This window comes from Rheinheimera sp. WS51 (genome assembly GCF_050936095.1).
Taxonomy (GTDB): Bacteria; Pseudomonadota; Gammaproteobacteria; order Enterobacterales; family Alteromonadaceae; genus Alishewanella.
Genome location: NZ_JBOTRC010000011.1, coordinates 1 through 14,332, shown reverse-complemented (window position 1 = coordinate 14,332; position 14,332 = coordinate 1). Strand labels below are relative to the sequence as shown.

The window sequence follows — 14,332 nt, the reverse complement described above, 5'->3', positions numbered from 1 at the left end:
AAAACATTAAAATGTTAAAAATATGGCAAATTGAATCGTAATAGGATAGTCATGATAGAGACTATATATCGGCACACGTTATTTCTCGTTCTATTTGTCCCGCTCATAGTAAGTTGCCAAAGTTCTGGCGTTAGCCAACAAAATAATGTAATAGCTAGTAATCTATTGGTGGGTGCTGACAGCTTTAAAAATAGTGATGATACCCCCATCCATTCTATTGAGACACCAACTGAGATTTTTAGGCTACCTAAAGAAGAAAAAGATAAACTTAATTTAATAGTGGCTGATTATGAGTCCTCGTTAGACAGTGGTAAATCATTAAAGGAGAGTATTCAACCATTATATGACTTTATCCTTTCCTACGCTGATACGGGGCTACTCTATGAAAACACAGCTACACGCACAGTAAGCGAAACTTTAAATTATGGAAAGGCAAATTGTTTAAGTTTATCTATCCTAGCTTATAGCTTGGCTGAAGAGTCAGGGTTAGAAGCGACCTTTCAAGATGTAGATATTCCTGAGTTCTGGACCAACGAGCTTAACCAAACTTGGCTAAATGGTCATGTTAATGTGCGTTTAAAAAAATATTATCAAGACTACAATAATAATGCGATACTAAAAACAATACGATATATAGTTGTAGACTTTGATCCATATAGCCGGAAAAAACGTTTTAAAACTACAGATATAACTAAACAACGTATTCTAGCGATGTTTTATAATAATAAAGCCGCTATTGCTATTGCAGAGAAAAACTATAAGCAAGCATACCTCTATTATACAGCCGCTATTGAAGCCGATAGCAAGCTAGCAATAACTTGGTCTAATTTAGGTGTTTTATATCGGACCCATAACTTATTTCAATTAGCAGAGCAAGCTTACCATTACAGCTTAAGCCTTGACCCTTTTTCAACAAACACCATGTCAAACTTAGCTTATTTATATCAACATATTGGCAAGACGTCTCAAGCTGCTGAGCTAGAACGTATCGTCCAAATGAAGCGAAAAAATAACCCTTATTATTTTCTAATGTTAGGTGCTGAAGCTTTTCAGCAAGAAAAATTTAAAGAAAGTATTAAGTACTATAAAACAGCACTAATCCTAGACAACGACAATCATGACGCTTATTTTGGACTAGCTAAAAATTATGTTTTATTAAACGAATTAACCTTAGCTAAACGCTTTATCAATAAAGCAAAAACTCATACCACTAGTATAGAAAATAAAATGAATTATCAAAGGAAGCTTAGTATTCTAAACCAACTAGCTAAAGCACATTAACGTTAGCTAGTTGACCTAGCGTTTAACTAATTATTGTTTGCCTTTGCTGATCAATGCCCATACTAAGAATGAAGGGCATTGCTTCAGCTTCCTGTGCTGCCACAAAGTCTTGCTTTGAACTTAAGCCATGCCAGTTAATATTTATTAAACTCTGGGCCACTGCCCCCCCCAAGCTACTACCTGGCCCTAATAAAATTAGATGCTCTGGCGCAAATTCTTTAACGGCCACTTGTAGCGCAAGTGAAAAGTTATAACTTTGGCAAACTTGATGTTGCAAGGTGTATTGCTGTAATTGCGATGTATTGTTTACATTAGCCGGCCAAATATGACCACGCCCATCGATAAGCGGTAAGTTTGGAGCTTTAAAGTGTGAGGACGGCCATTGCTTTAACGCCTTATCAGATGCAGCTTGCATTAATGGGGTATGAAAACCGGCATGACCATTTAATAATAATGGGAATCGTTCATCGCAAGGTGGTAAAGCAGCAATAGCCGCAGAAACGGCCGCTTTAGTACCAGCAAGCACCGCATAACCACCATAATAAATAGACATAAACAAGTCGCCTTGATGCTTAGCAATTTGATTATTAACCAATTGCTGGCGCTCAGCACTAAACTGCCAATTTTCATCTGCTAACGGATAAATAAACTGCGCACCTGCTTCATTAGCCGTTAACTGAGCCATGCTAGTAACAAGCTGCATCGCCGTATCAGCTTGCCATACATCGGCACAGCCTAAAGCGGTATACCAGCCCATGGAGTTTCCGGTTAAAGCCACTAAATCAAATTTGTCGCGATTAATTGCTTTAAAATCTGTGATCCCAGCGGCAAAAATTAACGCTGCCGCATTATCTGCTTTTAAATGGATCCGGCTACTAAAGGTTGCTTGGCTGTCTAATTCGGTTACTGTCATTGTATTCAATGTTTTACGCGTTTGATCAAACTGACTAATTAATGCCGATTGCTTGGCTGCATATTTTGCTAAGTAACCCAGTTCGGCTCTATTGTAAGTACCACGACCGGGGCAAACCACTAAGGCTGTTTTTTTCATGCTAAGCCCTCTTTGGTTGGCAACGCTTTAGTCATTAACATACTTAAAGCTTGCTCAATAATCTGTTGTTTAGAAGGCAGTACCGCATAAGCTGCGCTGCCTAAAGGAATAAAGCTATCTTCAGCGCATAAACGGCGAATAGTAAAATAATTAGGCTTAGTTTCATGTAATGCCGTAAACAGCTCTTCGCTTAACGAGCCGCGGCGGCGACATTCATCAACAATTAAGATCTGCTGACAATCAGTTAACGCCGCTATAATTTTATCTGTTTGCAATGGCACTAAGGTACGTAAATCTATTACTCGAATTTGATATCCTTGTGCTTCTAGCTCTAGCTCAGCTTGGCGGCTTAAATAATAACCATTAGCATAGCTAATAATTGCTAACTCTTTACCTGTCCCATAAACCGCTGGCACACCAAATTCTGGTAAAGCCGTATCTGGCTCTGGGTAATCAGTTAGCCATAAACCATCACCCGTGTTAGCCAAGTCTCGCGTCATATATAAGGCTATTGGCTCTAAAAATATAACTAACCTTTTTTGTTCATGGGCTAATTGCACTGCTTGGCGTAATAGTAAAGCAGCGTCATGACCATTGGAGGGGCAAAATACAATAACACCCGGAATATCTCTAAAGACGGCAAAGGAGTTATCATTATGGAAATGGCCACCAAAACCACGTTGATAGGCCAAACCAGCGATACGGATCACCATAGCATTGGCATATTGACCGTTAGAGAAAAATGGTAACGTGGCCGCTTCACCGCGAATTTGATCTTCAGCGTTATGCACATAAGCTAAAAACTGTATTTCAGGTATAGCAATAAAACCTTGCTGAGCTAAACCAATTGCCATGCCTAAAATGCTTTGCTCATCTAATAAAGTATTGATAACTCTATTGCTACCAAAAGCTTGAATTAAATGCTGGGTAACGCCATATACGCCACCTTTTTTAGCCACGTCTTCACCAAACACCACCGTATTTTTAAACCGGGCTAATAAATCATGCAAGGTCCAGTTTAGTAACTTAGCTAAATGTTGTGGTTTTGCTTGGTTATGTTTGTCATAGGCAAAAAGTTTTTCTCGCGTGGCCGTATCTGCAATAGCGGGCAATGCAACCACAGGTTTTACTGGTGCTATAGACGCCATAACTTGAGCTGCTGTAGTTAGCTTTGGTTTAGTTACCGCAACGGCCGCAACCCGAACAATTTGTTGTTGCAGGGCATCTAACTGCTGCAGCATTTGCTCTGTGCTAATAATACCTTTAGCTAACAATAAGGCCGAACTGGCTAATAATGGATCTAGCTCTAGCTCATCAGCTATTTTTGTTTTATGTCGATATGAGGTTTCAGTATCCGCGCCAGCATGGCCAAACAAACGCACGGTAGATAAATGCAACAACGCCGGTTTACGGGTTGTGCGCACATAATCTGCCGCACGTTTAGCCACACTATAGGTATGAGCTAAATCACGACTGTCGGCTGCAAAATACTTTAAGGCTGGCCTATCAGCTAAAGCATGCTCTATCCAGCCATTAGGCGTGGGCGTAGAAATACCTAAGCCATTATCTTCACATACAAACAGCGCCGGCATAGGTACTTGTTGATACGCTGTCCAGCTAGCGGCATTAAGAGCGCCTTGGGCAGTAGAGTGATTGGCCGATGCATCACCAAAACTACAAACAGCAATGGCATCACTAGGCCAGTTGCCTTCAAGCTGTAGTCGGCGGCTTAAATCTATAGCTAAAGCTGCCCCCATGGCTTTGGGTAAGTGTGAGGCGATAGTACTGGTTTGTGGCGGTATATTTAAAGCTAAACTCCCTAACACTTTATGCCGGCCACCCGATATAGGGTCATCACTGCTAGCACAAAAAGAGAGCAGTAAATCATAAATCGGCGTACTGCCTGGTAACTGCTTACTGCGTTCAATAAAAAAAGCACCGCTGCGATAATGTAAAAATGCTGGATCAGTTAACCGTAATGCCGCTGCTATAGCCGCATTGCCCTCATGCCCTGCACTACCTATAGTATAGAAGCTTTGCCCTTTTGCCTGTAATAAGCGTGATTGCAAATCAAGCAAACGACTACAAAGTTGGCTATGCCATAATTGGTGTAGCATCGCATCAGTTATATCAGTTTGCTTCTGCCAACTGGTATCAGGCAAAGCCTGATCGGTTATACGTTGGCGAAATTGCGCCACCCACGGATGAACTGGTTCCGTCATGTTTTACTCCCGCAGCATATGCTATTGACCGCTAAACTTACTAATAAATTAAGCGGTAAATTAACTAGTGAACCTAGACCTAGTGAACTTAGACTAAGTTATTAACCGGCGAAGGCCGCTATACCTGTTTGTGCCCGACCTAAAATTAAGGCATGCACATCATGAGTACCTTCGTAAGTATTAACTGCTTCTAAATTCATCACATGACGGATCACATGAAACTCATCGGCAATACCATTACCACCATGCATATCACGCGCTACACGGGCAATATCTAAAGCTTTACCGCAAGAATTACGTTTAATTAAAGAAATTGTCTCAGGTGCTAATTGATTTTGATCCATCAAACGCCCAGCTTGTAAGCAACTTAATAAACCAATGCTGATATCCGTTTGCATATCCGCGAGTTTTTTCTGAATTAACTGCGTTGCCGCTAATGGCCGGCCAAATTGCTGCCGATCTAAGGTATATTGACGCGCAGCATGCCAACAAAATTCAGCCGCGCCTAAAGCGCCCCAGGCAATACCATAACGGGCTTTATTTAAACAACCAAAGGGGCCCTTTAAACCGCTGACATTAGGTAACAATGCATCTTCACCAACCTGAACATTGTCCATGACAATCTCACCGGTAATAGAGGCTCGCAGTGAGAATTTACCTTCAATTTTAGGCGCAGTAAGCCCTGGCATGCCTTTATCTAATATAAAGCCTCTAATCACCCCATCAAGCTTGGCCCATACTACAAACACATCGGCTATTGGCGAATTAGTGATCCACATTTTAGTGCCGTTTAAAATATATCCTTTAGCATTTTTTTTAGCTGTAGTGCGCATGCTAGCAGGATCTGAACCTGAATCTGGTTCAGTTAAGCCAAAACAACCTACCCACTCCCCTGTTGCCAGCTTAGGTAAATACTTCATGCGTTGCTCTTCACTACCATATTCATAAATTGGATGCATCACTAACGATGACTGCACACTCATAGCACTACGATAGCCACTATCAACCCGCTCGACTTCACGTGCCACTAAACCGTAGCAAACATAGTTAACCGCTGAGCAACCATATTTTTCCGGCAAGGTAGCGCCTAATAACCCTAGCTCGCCCAATTCCGTCATAATTTCTCGATGAAAATGTTCATCTCGGTTGGCATGTAAAATACGTGGCATAAGCTTTTCTTGGCAATACTGATGGGCAGTATCGCGGATCATGCGCTCTTCTTCAGTTAACATTGCAGAAAATTGAAACGGATCTTGCCAGTCAAAATGGGCACGTGTCATAGAATATTCCTTAATAAAACCAGCTTAATAATAATGGTTATAGCCACAATAGCCTGCTTTGATGTACAGTTAAACTATAATAATACTGTATCAGGTATAGTTTTATACTATGGATGTAAGACAACTAAGCTATTTTATTGCCGTCTATGAACAAGGCAGTATTAGCGCAGCAGCGCGTCAATGCTGCATTACACAGCCTTCGCTTTCTACTGCTATCCGTCAATTAGAACAAGAACTAAGCGTTATTTTATTTACCCGTCTGCCCAAAGGGGTATCTCCAACGGAAGATGCCGACAAGCTATATGGCCATGCAGGACGCTTGGTTAGCCAAGTCCACTCAATTAAGGCCAGTTTTTTACAACCAATAAAAAAAATTCAATTTAAATTAGGCTTAATTAGAGCCTTAGGCGTTGAGAGGATGAGTCAATTACTACGAGAGTTTAGCTTATTAGTTGAAGGTTTAGAGTTACATTTAGTAGAGCCAACCGAACAGTGTGATGCCCGCATTATTACAGCAGCTCAGTTAAATGCGGGGGAGGTATTTGAGCCTATTTGGCATGATAGTTACATGCTTGCAATACCACCAACATCGCCTCTGACACTGCAAACGACTATTGCTTTAGCTGACTTTGAAAATTTACCCTTAATTAAACGTACCCCTTGCGATGCATGGAACTCATTATACCCTGAGTTAGGTCGGCGCAATATAAAACCAGATATTAGGGCTGATATTCAAACGATAGAATATGCCTTAGGCTTAGTGTCAGCAGGGATTGGCTGTGCTTTAGTACCTGACTTTTATAACATGAGCCAACGTAGTGATGTTATCTTTAAAAATATAGATGAGCTGGCATTGCAACGAACGATTGGTCTCGCTTATAGGCGCACTAACGGCAGTGAGCCAATAAAAATATTGAGCCAACTTTGCTTACATACAGCAAATATGCGTTAGATAATACTGACAAATTTTAGCTTTACCATACGTATGTAAGTCAGTAACTGCTACAATAGCCAATATAATTTATTGTTTTAAATATACTAATTGGTCTGCTATCGCTATGACAACTGAAGCAAGCTTATACTTTTATGACTATGAAACTTGGGGGGCAGATCCTAAACGCGACCGGCCAGCCCAGTTTGCTGGGATCCGTACTGATCTTGAGTTAAACATTATTGCAGAGCCTGATAACTGGTATTGCCAGTTGGCAAATGATTATTTACCTCACCCTGAAGCGGCTTTAATTACCGGTTTAACCCCACAAATATGTAATAAAAAAGGCGTACCTGAAACTGAATTCATGGCTAAAATTCTCCAGCGTTTTAGCCAAGCTAATACCTGTGTTTTAGGGTACAACAGTTTACGATTTGACGATGAAGTCACTCGGCATAGTTTATTTCGTAACTTTTACGAGCCTTATGGTCGCGAATGGCAACAAGGCAATAGTCGCTGGGATATCATTGATATGGTGCGAACTTGTTATGCTTTGCGCCCTGAAGGAATAAATTGGCCACTGCGCGATGACGGCAGCCCTAGCTTTAAATTAGAACTACTCAGTAAAGCCAATAATTTAGAACATGAACAAGCTCATGATGCTTTATCTGATGTTTATGCCACTATTGCTATAGCCAAATTAATTAAACAAAAACAACCTAAACTCTATGATTACTTGTTTAATTTACGTAAAAAAGCAGCGGCTTCAGCCTTAATTGACGTCGCTGGCATGACGCCCTTAGTTCATGTATCGTCAAAATTTCCAGCGATGCAAGGTTGTGTCAGTTGGATAGTACCTCTGGCTTATCACCCCAGCAATAAAAATGCAGTTATTTGTTATAATTTACAAGCTGATCCTAGCCCGTTATTAGCTGATGACATTGCAACCTTACAACAGAAGTTATACACCAAAACCATTGATTTAGCCGAAGGTGAGCAGCGTTTGGGCTTAAAGCTTATTCACCTAAATAAGTGCCCGGTACTCTCACCGGCTAAAACCCTAAGTGAAGCAAGAGCCGCAGAGTTAGGTATAAATCGCAGTCAATGCTTACAACATTTAGACTGGTTAAAAAAACATCCAGAAGTGCAAAGTAAAACCTTGCAAGTCTATGAACTTCAGGATGATTATCCGGTAGAAAGCAATCCAGATTATCAATTATATAGCGGTTTTATCAGCAATAGTGATAAAGAAAAAATGCAACAATTGCACCAGTTATCACCAGAGCAACTCGCTGTTTCTGCACCAATATTTAATGATGATAGACTCAACAAACTGATTTTTTTGTACCGAGCTCGAAACTATCCAGCAAGCTTAACAGACAGTGAGCAACAACAGTGGCAACAATACCGTACTGATAAAATAATGCACGGGGTCGATCAGCCTAATTTAACAATGGAAGAGTTTAGCCTAGCACTAGAAAATGCAGCCCATAGCCATGCTGATGACGAACAAAAAATGAACATTCTAAAAGCATTATATTTGTATGTAGAAAGTTTATAGTCATAGCCATATAACAAATAGGCGTTGAATTAAATAAAATTAAACGCCATACTAAATAACAACTTGTCGGAGTGCCTAGCAAATTAATGCGGGCTGAGACCGTGAAAACGGGATCCGTTGAACCTGATCAGGCTAATACCTGCGAAGGGAAACAAGGGGAAAACAGTATTTATCACAGCACCAATCCACTTTGTGGAAGCGTGTCTGCACTATCCTGCCCCCACTCCGGACAAGCAACTTCAACTTGTATATCGGAGCTTGCTATGTCTACAACGCAAATATCTAATCGTGAATTACGTGCCCATGCTAGGGCTTACATTAATACCTTACGCGGCGAAACCTTTCCTGGTTCAACTCGGCGTTATTTAACCTGCCAAGACAGCCAAGTTAAAGTACCTGTAAGAGAAATTCATCTTACACCAACCAAACAAGCCGATGGCACCGAGTTTATTAATCCTAGCTTATCTGTTTATGACACCTCAGGACCATATGGTGATCCGGATCAACCTTTAGATATTTTAAAAGGCTTACCTAAACTGCGCCAAGACTGGATTGAGCAACGCCAAGACACAGAAATATCACCACTGCCAGCTTATAACGAAATAAGCTTAGATGAACAAATTACAGAATTCACCCATAAACCAAGACGGGCTATCAACGGTAAAGCCGTTACTCAACTGCATTATGCTCGTGCGGGTATTATTACCCCTGAAATGCATTATATTGCTCTGCGTGAAAATATGCAGGTTGAACAAGCTGACAACTTAAGCAATCAAGGCAAAATGCATGCGGGTGAAAACTTTATCGGCGCTATGCCAAAACAGATTACCGCAGAGTTTGTTCGCCAAGAAGTTGCCGCTGGCCGCGCTATTATTCCGTTAAATATTAATCACCCAGAAGCGGAGCCTATGATTATTGGCCGTAACTTTAAGGTTAAAGTGAATGCGAATATTGGCAATTCTGCCGTCACTTCAAGTATAGAAGAAGAAGTCGAAAAGTTAGTCTGGGCTACTCGTTGGGGTGCTGATACTGTAATGGATTTATCTACAGGTAGACGCATTCATCAAACTCGTGATTGGATATTAAGAAACAGCCCAGTACCAATTGGTACTGTGCCAATTTACCAAGCCTTAGAAAAAGTTAAAGGCGATGTTGAAAAGTTAAATTGGCAAGTTTTTTATGACACCCTTCTAGAGCAAGCTGAGCAAGGTGTCGATTACTTCACTATTCATGCTGGCGTATTAAAAGACTTTATCAAGTTAACCTCAAAACGTGTAACAGGTATAGTTTCTCGCGGCGGTGCCATTATGGCGCAGTGGTGTAATATATTTGAGCAAGAAAACTTCTTATATCAACATTTTGAACAAATATGTCAGTTATGTGCAGCTTATGATATTTCACTGTCTTTAGGTGATGGCTTGCGCCCTGGCAGCATTGCAGACGCCAATGATGAAGCCCAATTTGCAGAATTACACACCTTAGGCGAATTAACAAAAATTGCATGGCGCTATGATGTGCAAGTGATGATTGAAGGCCCAGGCCATGTGCCAATGCAATTAATTCAAGAAAATATGACCGAGCAATTAAAGCATTGCCATGGTGCACCTTTTTATACGCTAGGCCCACTAACAACGGATATTGCACCTGGCTACGATCATATTACCTCAGGTATAGGTGCTGCAATGATTGGCTGGTTTGGTTGTGCCATGCTGTGCTATGTAACCCCGAAAGAGCACTTAGGTTTACCTAATAAAGAAGATGTTAAACAAGGCTTAATTGCTTATAAAATTGCCGCTCATGCAGCCGACTTAGCCAAAGGTCACCCTGCAGCACAGCATAGGGATAACGCCTTATCTAAAGCACGTTATGATTTTCGTTGGCAAGATCAATACAACTTATCTTTAGATCCTTTCACAGCTAAGGCCTATCACGACGAAACCCTTGGCCACGAAGGCACAGATACCGCGCAGTTTTGTTCAATGTGTGGGCCTAAATTCTGTTCAATGCGGATAAATCAACAAATAAAGCATCAGGAAGATTAAATAGATGCTGGATAATACTAACGCGGTGGCTAGCACCGCGATTAAGACAGTACCAGAGCTCTCATCAACTGAGTCTATCGTCGTTGAGTCAACAATAGCTAAGCCTATAGTCTGGACCATAGCCGGCTCAGACTCAAGTGGTGGTGCCGGTATCCAGGCAGATTTACATACTTTCAAAGCGCTAGACTGTCATGGCTGTAGTGTTATTAGCTGCATTACAGCTCAGAATAGCCTAGGTATAACTGCCTATACTAATGTCAGCTTAGCGTTATTTATCAGTCAGTTAAATTGTTTAATCGCCGACATGCCACCCAAGGTTATAAAAATTGGCCTTATTGCAGATCCCGAGCAATTAATCGCTTTAACTCAATGGATTGGCAAGAATAAATATCAATTTAATTTTAAGGTAATAGCCGATCCTGTTTTTAGTAGTAGTACAGGTTATGACTTTGCTAAACAAGAATTAATCTTAGCATGGCAGCAGTTATTGCCTTTGATTGATCTAATAACACCTAATTACCCAGAATTAGCCATACTTAGCCAAGCTAAACTCATAACCGATAAAGCCAGCTTGCAAAGCCAGCCAAATACATCGACGCTGGAGCAACAAGCTAAGGCACTTTTAGCTCAAGGAGTAAAAGCGGTATTAGTTACAGGTGGCCATGATCCAAGCCCTAACAAGGTTACAGACACACTATATCGCTCACGACAAGCGGCATTTACAGTAGACAATAAACGCATAAATACGAAACATAATCATGGTACAGGTTGCGTACTTTCAAGCAGCATTAGCGCAGCTTTAGCGCATGATTATACAGTAGAAGATGCCCTGATTATTGGTAATACTTGTATTCAGCAAGGCTTAGCTAAAGCTTATGCAACAGGCAAAGGCGCAGGATGTTTATCATTAGATACATGGCCTAAAACGCGACCGCATTTTCCACAGCTAAAAGCTATATGCGGTAAAACACAGCTGCAACCTTATAGTCCTATGCAAACACCTATTGGTCTATATCCTGTGGTTGATAGCTGCGAATGGTTGGCGCTTTTAGCACCACACGGCTTAGATACTGTTCAGCTTCGTATTAAGCAAGATAGTAAAATAAAAGCGTCTGAAACAGAAATAGAGCAACAAATTATTGCAGCAGTTAACTTAGCTAAAAAATATCACTTAAGACTATTTATTAACGATTATTGGCAGCTGGCCATTAAACATGGCGCTTATGGCGTTCATTTAGGTCAAGAAGACTTACTGACTGCTGATTTAGTTGCAATAAACCAAGCAGGGCTACGCTTAGGTATTTCGACACACAGTTATCAAGAAGTGCTAAACGCTATTGAGCTAAAGCCATCTTATATAGCATTAGGACATATCTACCCCACTACAACAAAAGATATGCCATCAAAGCCTCAGGGTTTAGAGAAGCTTAAACGTTACAAGCAGTTGTGCCATCCCATACCTACCGTCGCTATAGGCGGAATAAATGCAACAAGATTACCGCAGGTACTTGAATGTCAAGTCGATGGTGTTGCAGTTGTAACAGCGATAACAGCACAGCAAGAGCCTACACAAGCATTTATCGCATTAGAAAAACTATTCAACCAATATTTCCAGAAGCAATTCTAGAACCAATTCGAGCGTTAATATGCAAATTACTATTAATGAGATACCAACAGAGGTTACAAGCAATATAAGCTTACAGCAGGTTCTGCTAAGTCAAAATATTAATCAAAACGGACTTGCTGTTGCTGTTAATAACAGCGTAATAAACAAAAGCACTTGGCAACAATACCAACTAAAAGCAAATGATGCAGTACAACTGTTTCAAATAGTAACAGGAGGATAAGATGCTCAAAATTGCGGATAAAACCTTTGATAGTCGCTTATTAATGGGCAGTGGTAAATTTTCAAGCCCAAAGGCAATGCAAGAAGCTGTAATAGCCAGCGGTTGCGAGTTAATTACACTAGCCATGAAAAGGCTAGATTTATCACGCCAAGAAGACGATATACTTAGCCCTTTACAAAAATTAGGCGTACAACTGCTACCTAATACATCTGGAGCTAAAAATGCAAAAGAAGCGATATTTGCAGCTGAACTCGCACGCGACGCCCTAGGCACACAATGGCTAAAACTAGAGATACACCCAGACCCACGCTACTTAATGCCTGATCCAATAGAAACCTTATTAGCAGCAGAAGAATTAGTAAAACGAGGCTTTGTTGTTTTACCCTACTGCAGTGCAGATCCGGTACTATGCAAACGCTTAGAGCAAGTTGGCTGCGCCGCAGTGATGCCATTAGCGGCAGCAATAGGCTCCAATCAAGGCTTAAAAAATTTGAGCATGCTAGAAATTATTATTGAACAAGCAAATGTGCCAGTAATAATAGATGCCGGCCTAGGCAAGCCCTCTCACGCTGCTGCGGCACTTGAAATTGGTGCAGCAGCGGTATTAATCAATACCGCTATAGCAACAAGCTCATCCCCTACAGCTATGGCCGAAGCCTTTAAATACGCCGTCAAAGCCGGACGACAAGCCTATAAAGCAGGCTTAGCCCAGCAACAAAGTGTAGCTGCAGCAACTAGCCCTCTTGCTAATTTTATTCAACAATTATGAGTTTCTATAGCCAATGGCAAGCCATGGATTGGCAAGCTTTCCAACTACAAAGCCGTGCAGCTAATGAGCAGGATGTAGAGCGCGTTTTAGCCAAACCACGTTTAAATTTGGCAGACTTACAAATATTGCTAGCGCCAAAAGCTATGCCCTATTTAGCCCAGATGGTACAAAAAGCACAGCAACACACCAGGCAGAGATTTGGTGCTACAGTACAATTATATGCCCCCTTATACTTATCAAATCTGTGTGCTAATGAGTGTACCTATTGCGGTTTTTCATTAAGCCAAAAAGTGAAACGCAGAACACTAAGCCCAGAGGAAGTTGAGCAAGAATGTATTGCTATAAAGTCACTAGGTATTAACCAAGTATTATTAGTCAGTGGCGAGCATGAAAGAAAAGTTAGCATTGACTACTTTCTTAGCATTATGCCAGTAGTTAGGCGCTATTTTAGCAGTGTGCAATTAGAGGTTCAGCCATTAACAACAGACGAATACCAACAACTAAAAGCCGCTGGCGTTGATGCGGTTATGTTATACCAAGAAACATATTCAAAAAAAGCCTATCAACAGTACCATTTAAAAGGGAAAAAAACAGATATTCACTGGCGATTAGATGCCCCTGATCGCGTAGGCGCTGCAGGGATAGATAAAATAGGCATAGGGATCTTACTTGGCTTAACTGACTGGAGAACCGACGCTATTATGCTCGCCAGTCATTTGCAGTATCTACAACAGCGTTACTGGCAAAGCCGTTATAGCCTGTCTATACCTAGGATCAGGCCTTGTAGCGGGGGTACAGAAGTACAAGCGCCCATTACTGATAAGGAGCTCATTCAATTAATATGTGCCTTTCGTTTATTTGCCCCAGAGTTAGAGATAACATTATCGACACGCGAATCAATTGAATTTAGACAAGCAGTGGTACCAGTAGCAATCACTAGTGTTAGCGCCGGCTCAAAAACACAACCAGGTGGTTATAGTGTAGCACCAGAAAGCCTAGAACAATTTAGCATTGATGATCAACGCTCACCTAAACAAGTGGCAAATAGTTTAATCCAGCAAGGCTTACAACCGGTATGGAAAGACTGGGAGCCTTATTTAGGCCGCTGATAAATTTTAAATTTCCCTTTCTAAAAGCTCGTTATGCGGGCTTTTTTTATTGAGTAATGACTTGGTATCTTTGGTAGTGAACAACTTTGCGGCCGCCTTCCATGGCAGCCGCCGCTGCGCGGTCAGCAGAGCTGACCCAATTCGCTCCTGACGAATTGGTATTCCGGGCGTCCTGCCCTGCACCCTTCGGGCCGCCGCAAGCGGCATTCTAATTCGTTCCTGACGAATTGGTCGCATGG

Annotated in this window: 12 protein-coding genes and 1 riboswitch; of the genes, 8 read left to right on the top strand and 4 right to left on the bottom strand. The window is 41.3% G+C overall.

The window, feature by feature from the left end; genetic code table 11:
* The first annotated feature begins 51 nt into the window (after nt 1-51).
* Nucleotides 52-1,281 carry a tetratricopeptide repeat protein gene (locus ACRCA4_RS12040; protein WP_433188859.1) on the top strand — a complete coding sequence of 410 codons (1,230 nt, stop codon included), beginning with the start codon at nt 52-54 and terminating at the stop codon, nt 1,279-1,281.
* Between the two features lie 22 nt (nt 1,282-1,303).
* On the opposite strand, the gene ACRCA4_RS12035 is transcribed toward ACRCA4_RS12040, so the two are convergent.
* The 3 genes from ACRCA4_RS12035 to ACRCA4_RS12025 form a co-directional block, all read right to left on the bottom strand.
* A complete protein-coding gene (locus ACRCA4_RS12035) occupies nt 1,304-2,332 on the bottom strand; it encodes a malonyl CoA-ACP transacylase (RefSeq protein WP_433188856.1) in 1,029 nt (342 codons plus the stop codon).
* Nucleotides 2,329-4,554, bottom strand: coding sequence for a thiamine pyrophosphate-dependent enzyme (locus ACRCA4_RS12030; protein ID WP_433188853.1), 2,226 nt, complete (start codon nt 4,552-4,554; stop codon nt 2,329-2,331). Before ACRCA4_RS12030 ends, ACRCA4_RS12035 begins: the two co-directional genes overlap by 4 nt.
* 101 nt (nt 4,555-4,655) lie before the next feature.
* Nucleotides 4,656-5,834 carry an acyl-CoA dehydrogenase gene (locus ACRCA4_RS12025; RefSeq protein ID WP_433188850.1) on the bottom strand — a complete coding sequence of 393 codons (1,179 nt, stop codon included), beginning with the start codon at nt 5,832-5,834 and terminating at the stop codon, nt 4,656-4,658.
* A gap of 109 nt (nt 5,835-5,943) precedes the next feature.
* Between ACRCA4_RS12025 and ACRCA4_RS12020 the strand changes: the two genes are divergently transcribed.
* The 7 genes from ACRCA4_RS12020 to thiH all read left to right on the top strand — a co-directional run bounded on the left by ACRCA4_RS12020 (nt 5,944) and on the right by thiH (nt 14,093).
* On the top strand, nt 5,944-6,786 hold the full coding sequence (locus tag ACRCA4_RS12020) for a LysR family transcriptional regulator (protein ID WP_433188847.1): 843 nt from the start codon (nt 5,944-5,946) through the stop codon (nt 6,784-6,786).
* Nucleotides 6,787-6,892: 106 nt separating this feature from the next.
* Nucleotides 6,893-8,326 (top strand): exodeoxyribonuclease I, encoded by a 1,434-nt coding sequence (gene sbcB, locus ACRCA4_RS12015; RefSeq protein WP_433188844.1) that lies wholly within the window; start codon nt 6,893-6,895, stop codon nt 8,324-8,326.
* A 57-nt stretch (nt 8,327-8,383) separates the two neighbouring features.
* A riboswitch (TPP riboswitch) is annotated at nt 8,384-8,494 on the top strand.
* A gap of 95 nt (nt 8,495-8,589) precedes the next feature.
* Nucleotides 8,590-10,368: a phosphomethylpyrimidine synthase ThiC gene (gene thiC / locus ACRCA4_RS12010; RefSeq protein WP_433188841.1), complete on the top strand. Its 1,779-nt coding sequence runs from the start codon at nt 8,590-8,592 to the stop codon at nt 10,366-10,368.
* Nucleotides 10,369-10,372: 4 nt separating this feature from the next.
* On the top strand, nt 10,373-11,995 hold the full coding sequence (thiE, locus tag ACRCA4_RS12005) for a thiamine phosphate synthase (protein ID WP_433188838.1): 1,623 nt from the start codon (nt 10,373-10,375) through the stop codon (nt 11,993-11,995).
* Between the two features lie 19 nt (nt 11,996-12,014).
* Nucleotides 12,015-12,215 (top strand): sulfur carrier protein ThiS, encoded by a 201-nt coding sequence (gene thiS, locus ACRCA4_RS12000; RefSeq protein WP_433188835.1) that lies wholly within the window; start codon nt 12,015-12,017, stop codon nt 12,213-12,215.
* A 1-nt stretch (nt 12,216) separates the two neighbouring features.
* A complete protein-coding gene (locus ACRCA4_RS11995) occupies nt 12,217-12,984 on the top strand; it encodes a thiazole synthase (RefSeq protein WP_433188832.1) in 768 nt (255 codons plus the stop codon).
* Nucleotides 12,981-14,093 (top strand): 2-iminoacetate synthase ThiH, encoded by a 1,113-nt coding sequence (gene thiH / locus ACRCA4_RS11990; RefSeq protein ID WP_433188829.1) that lies wholly within the window; start codon nt 12,981-12,983, stop codon nt 14,091-14,093. Before ACRCA4_RS11995 ends, thiH begins: the two co-directional genes overlap by 4 nt.
* Nucleotides 14,094-14,099: 6 nt before the next feature.
* Here the strand turns inward: thiH and ACRCA4_RS11985 are convergent.
* On the bottom strand, nt 14,100-14,332 hold a 233-nt coding region (locus ACRCA4_RS11985), incomplete at its 5' end, for a hypothetical protein (protein WP_433188826.1).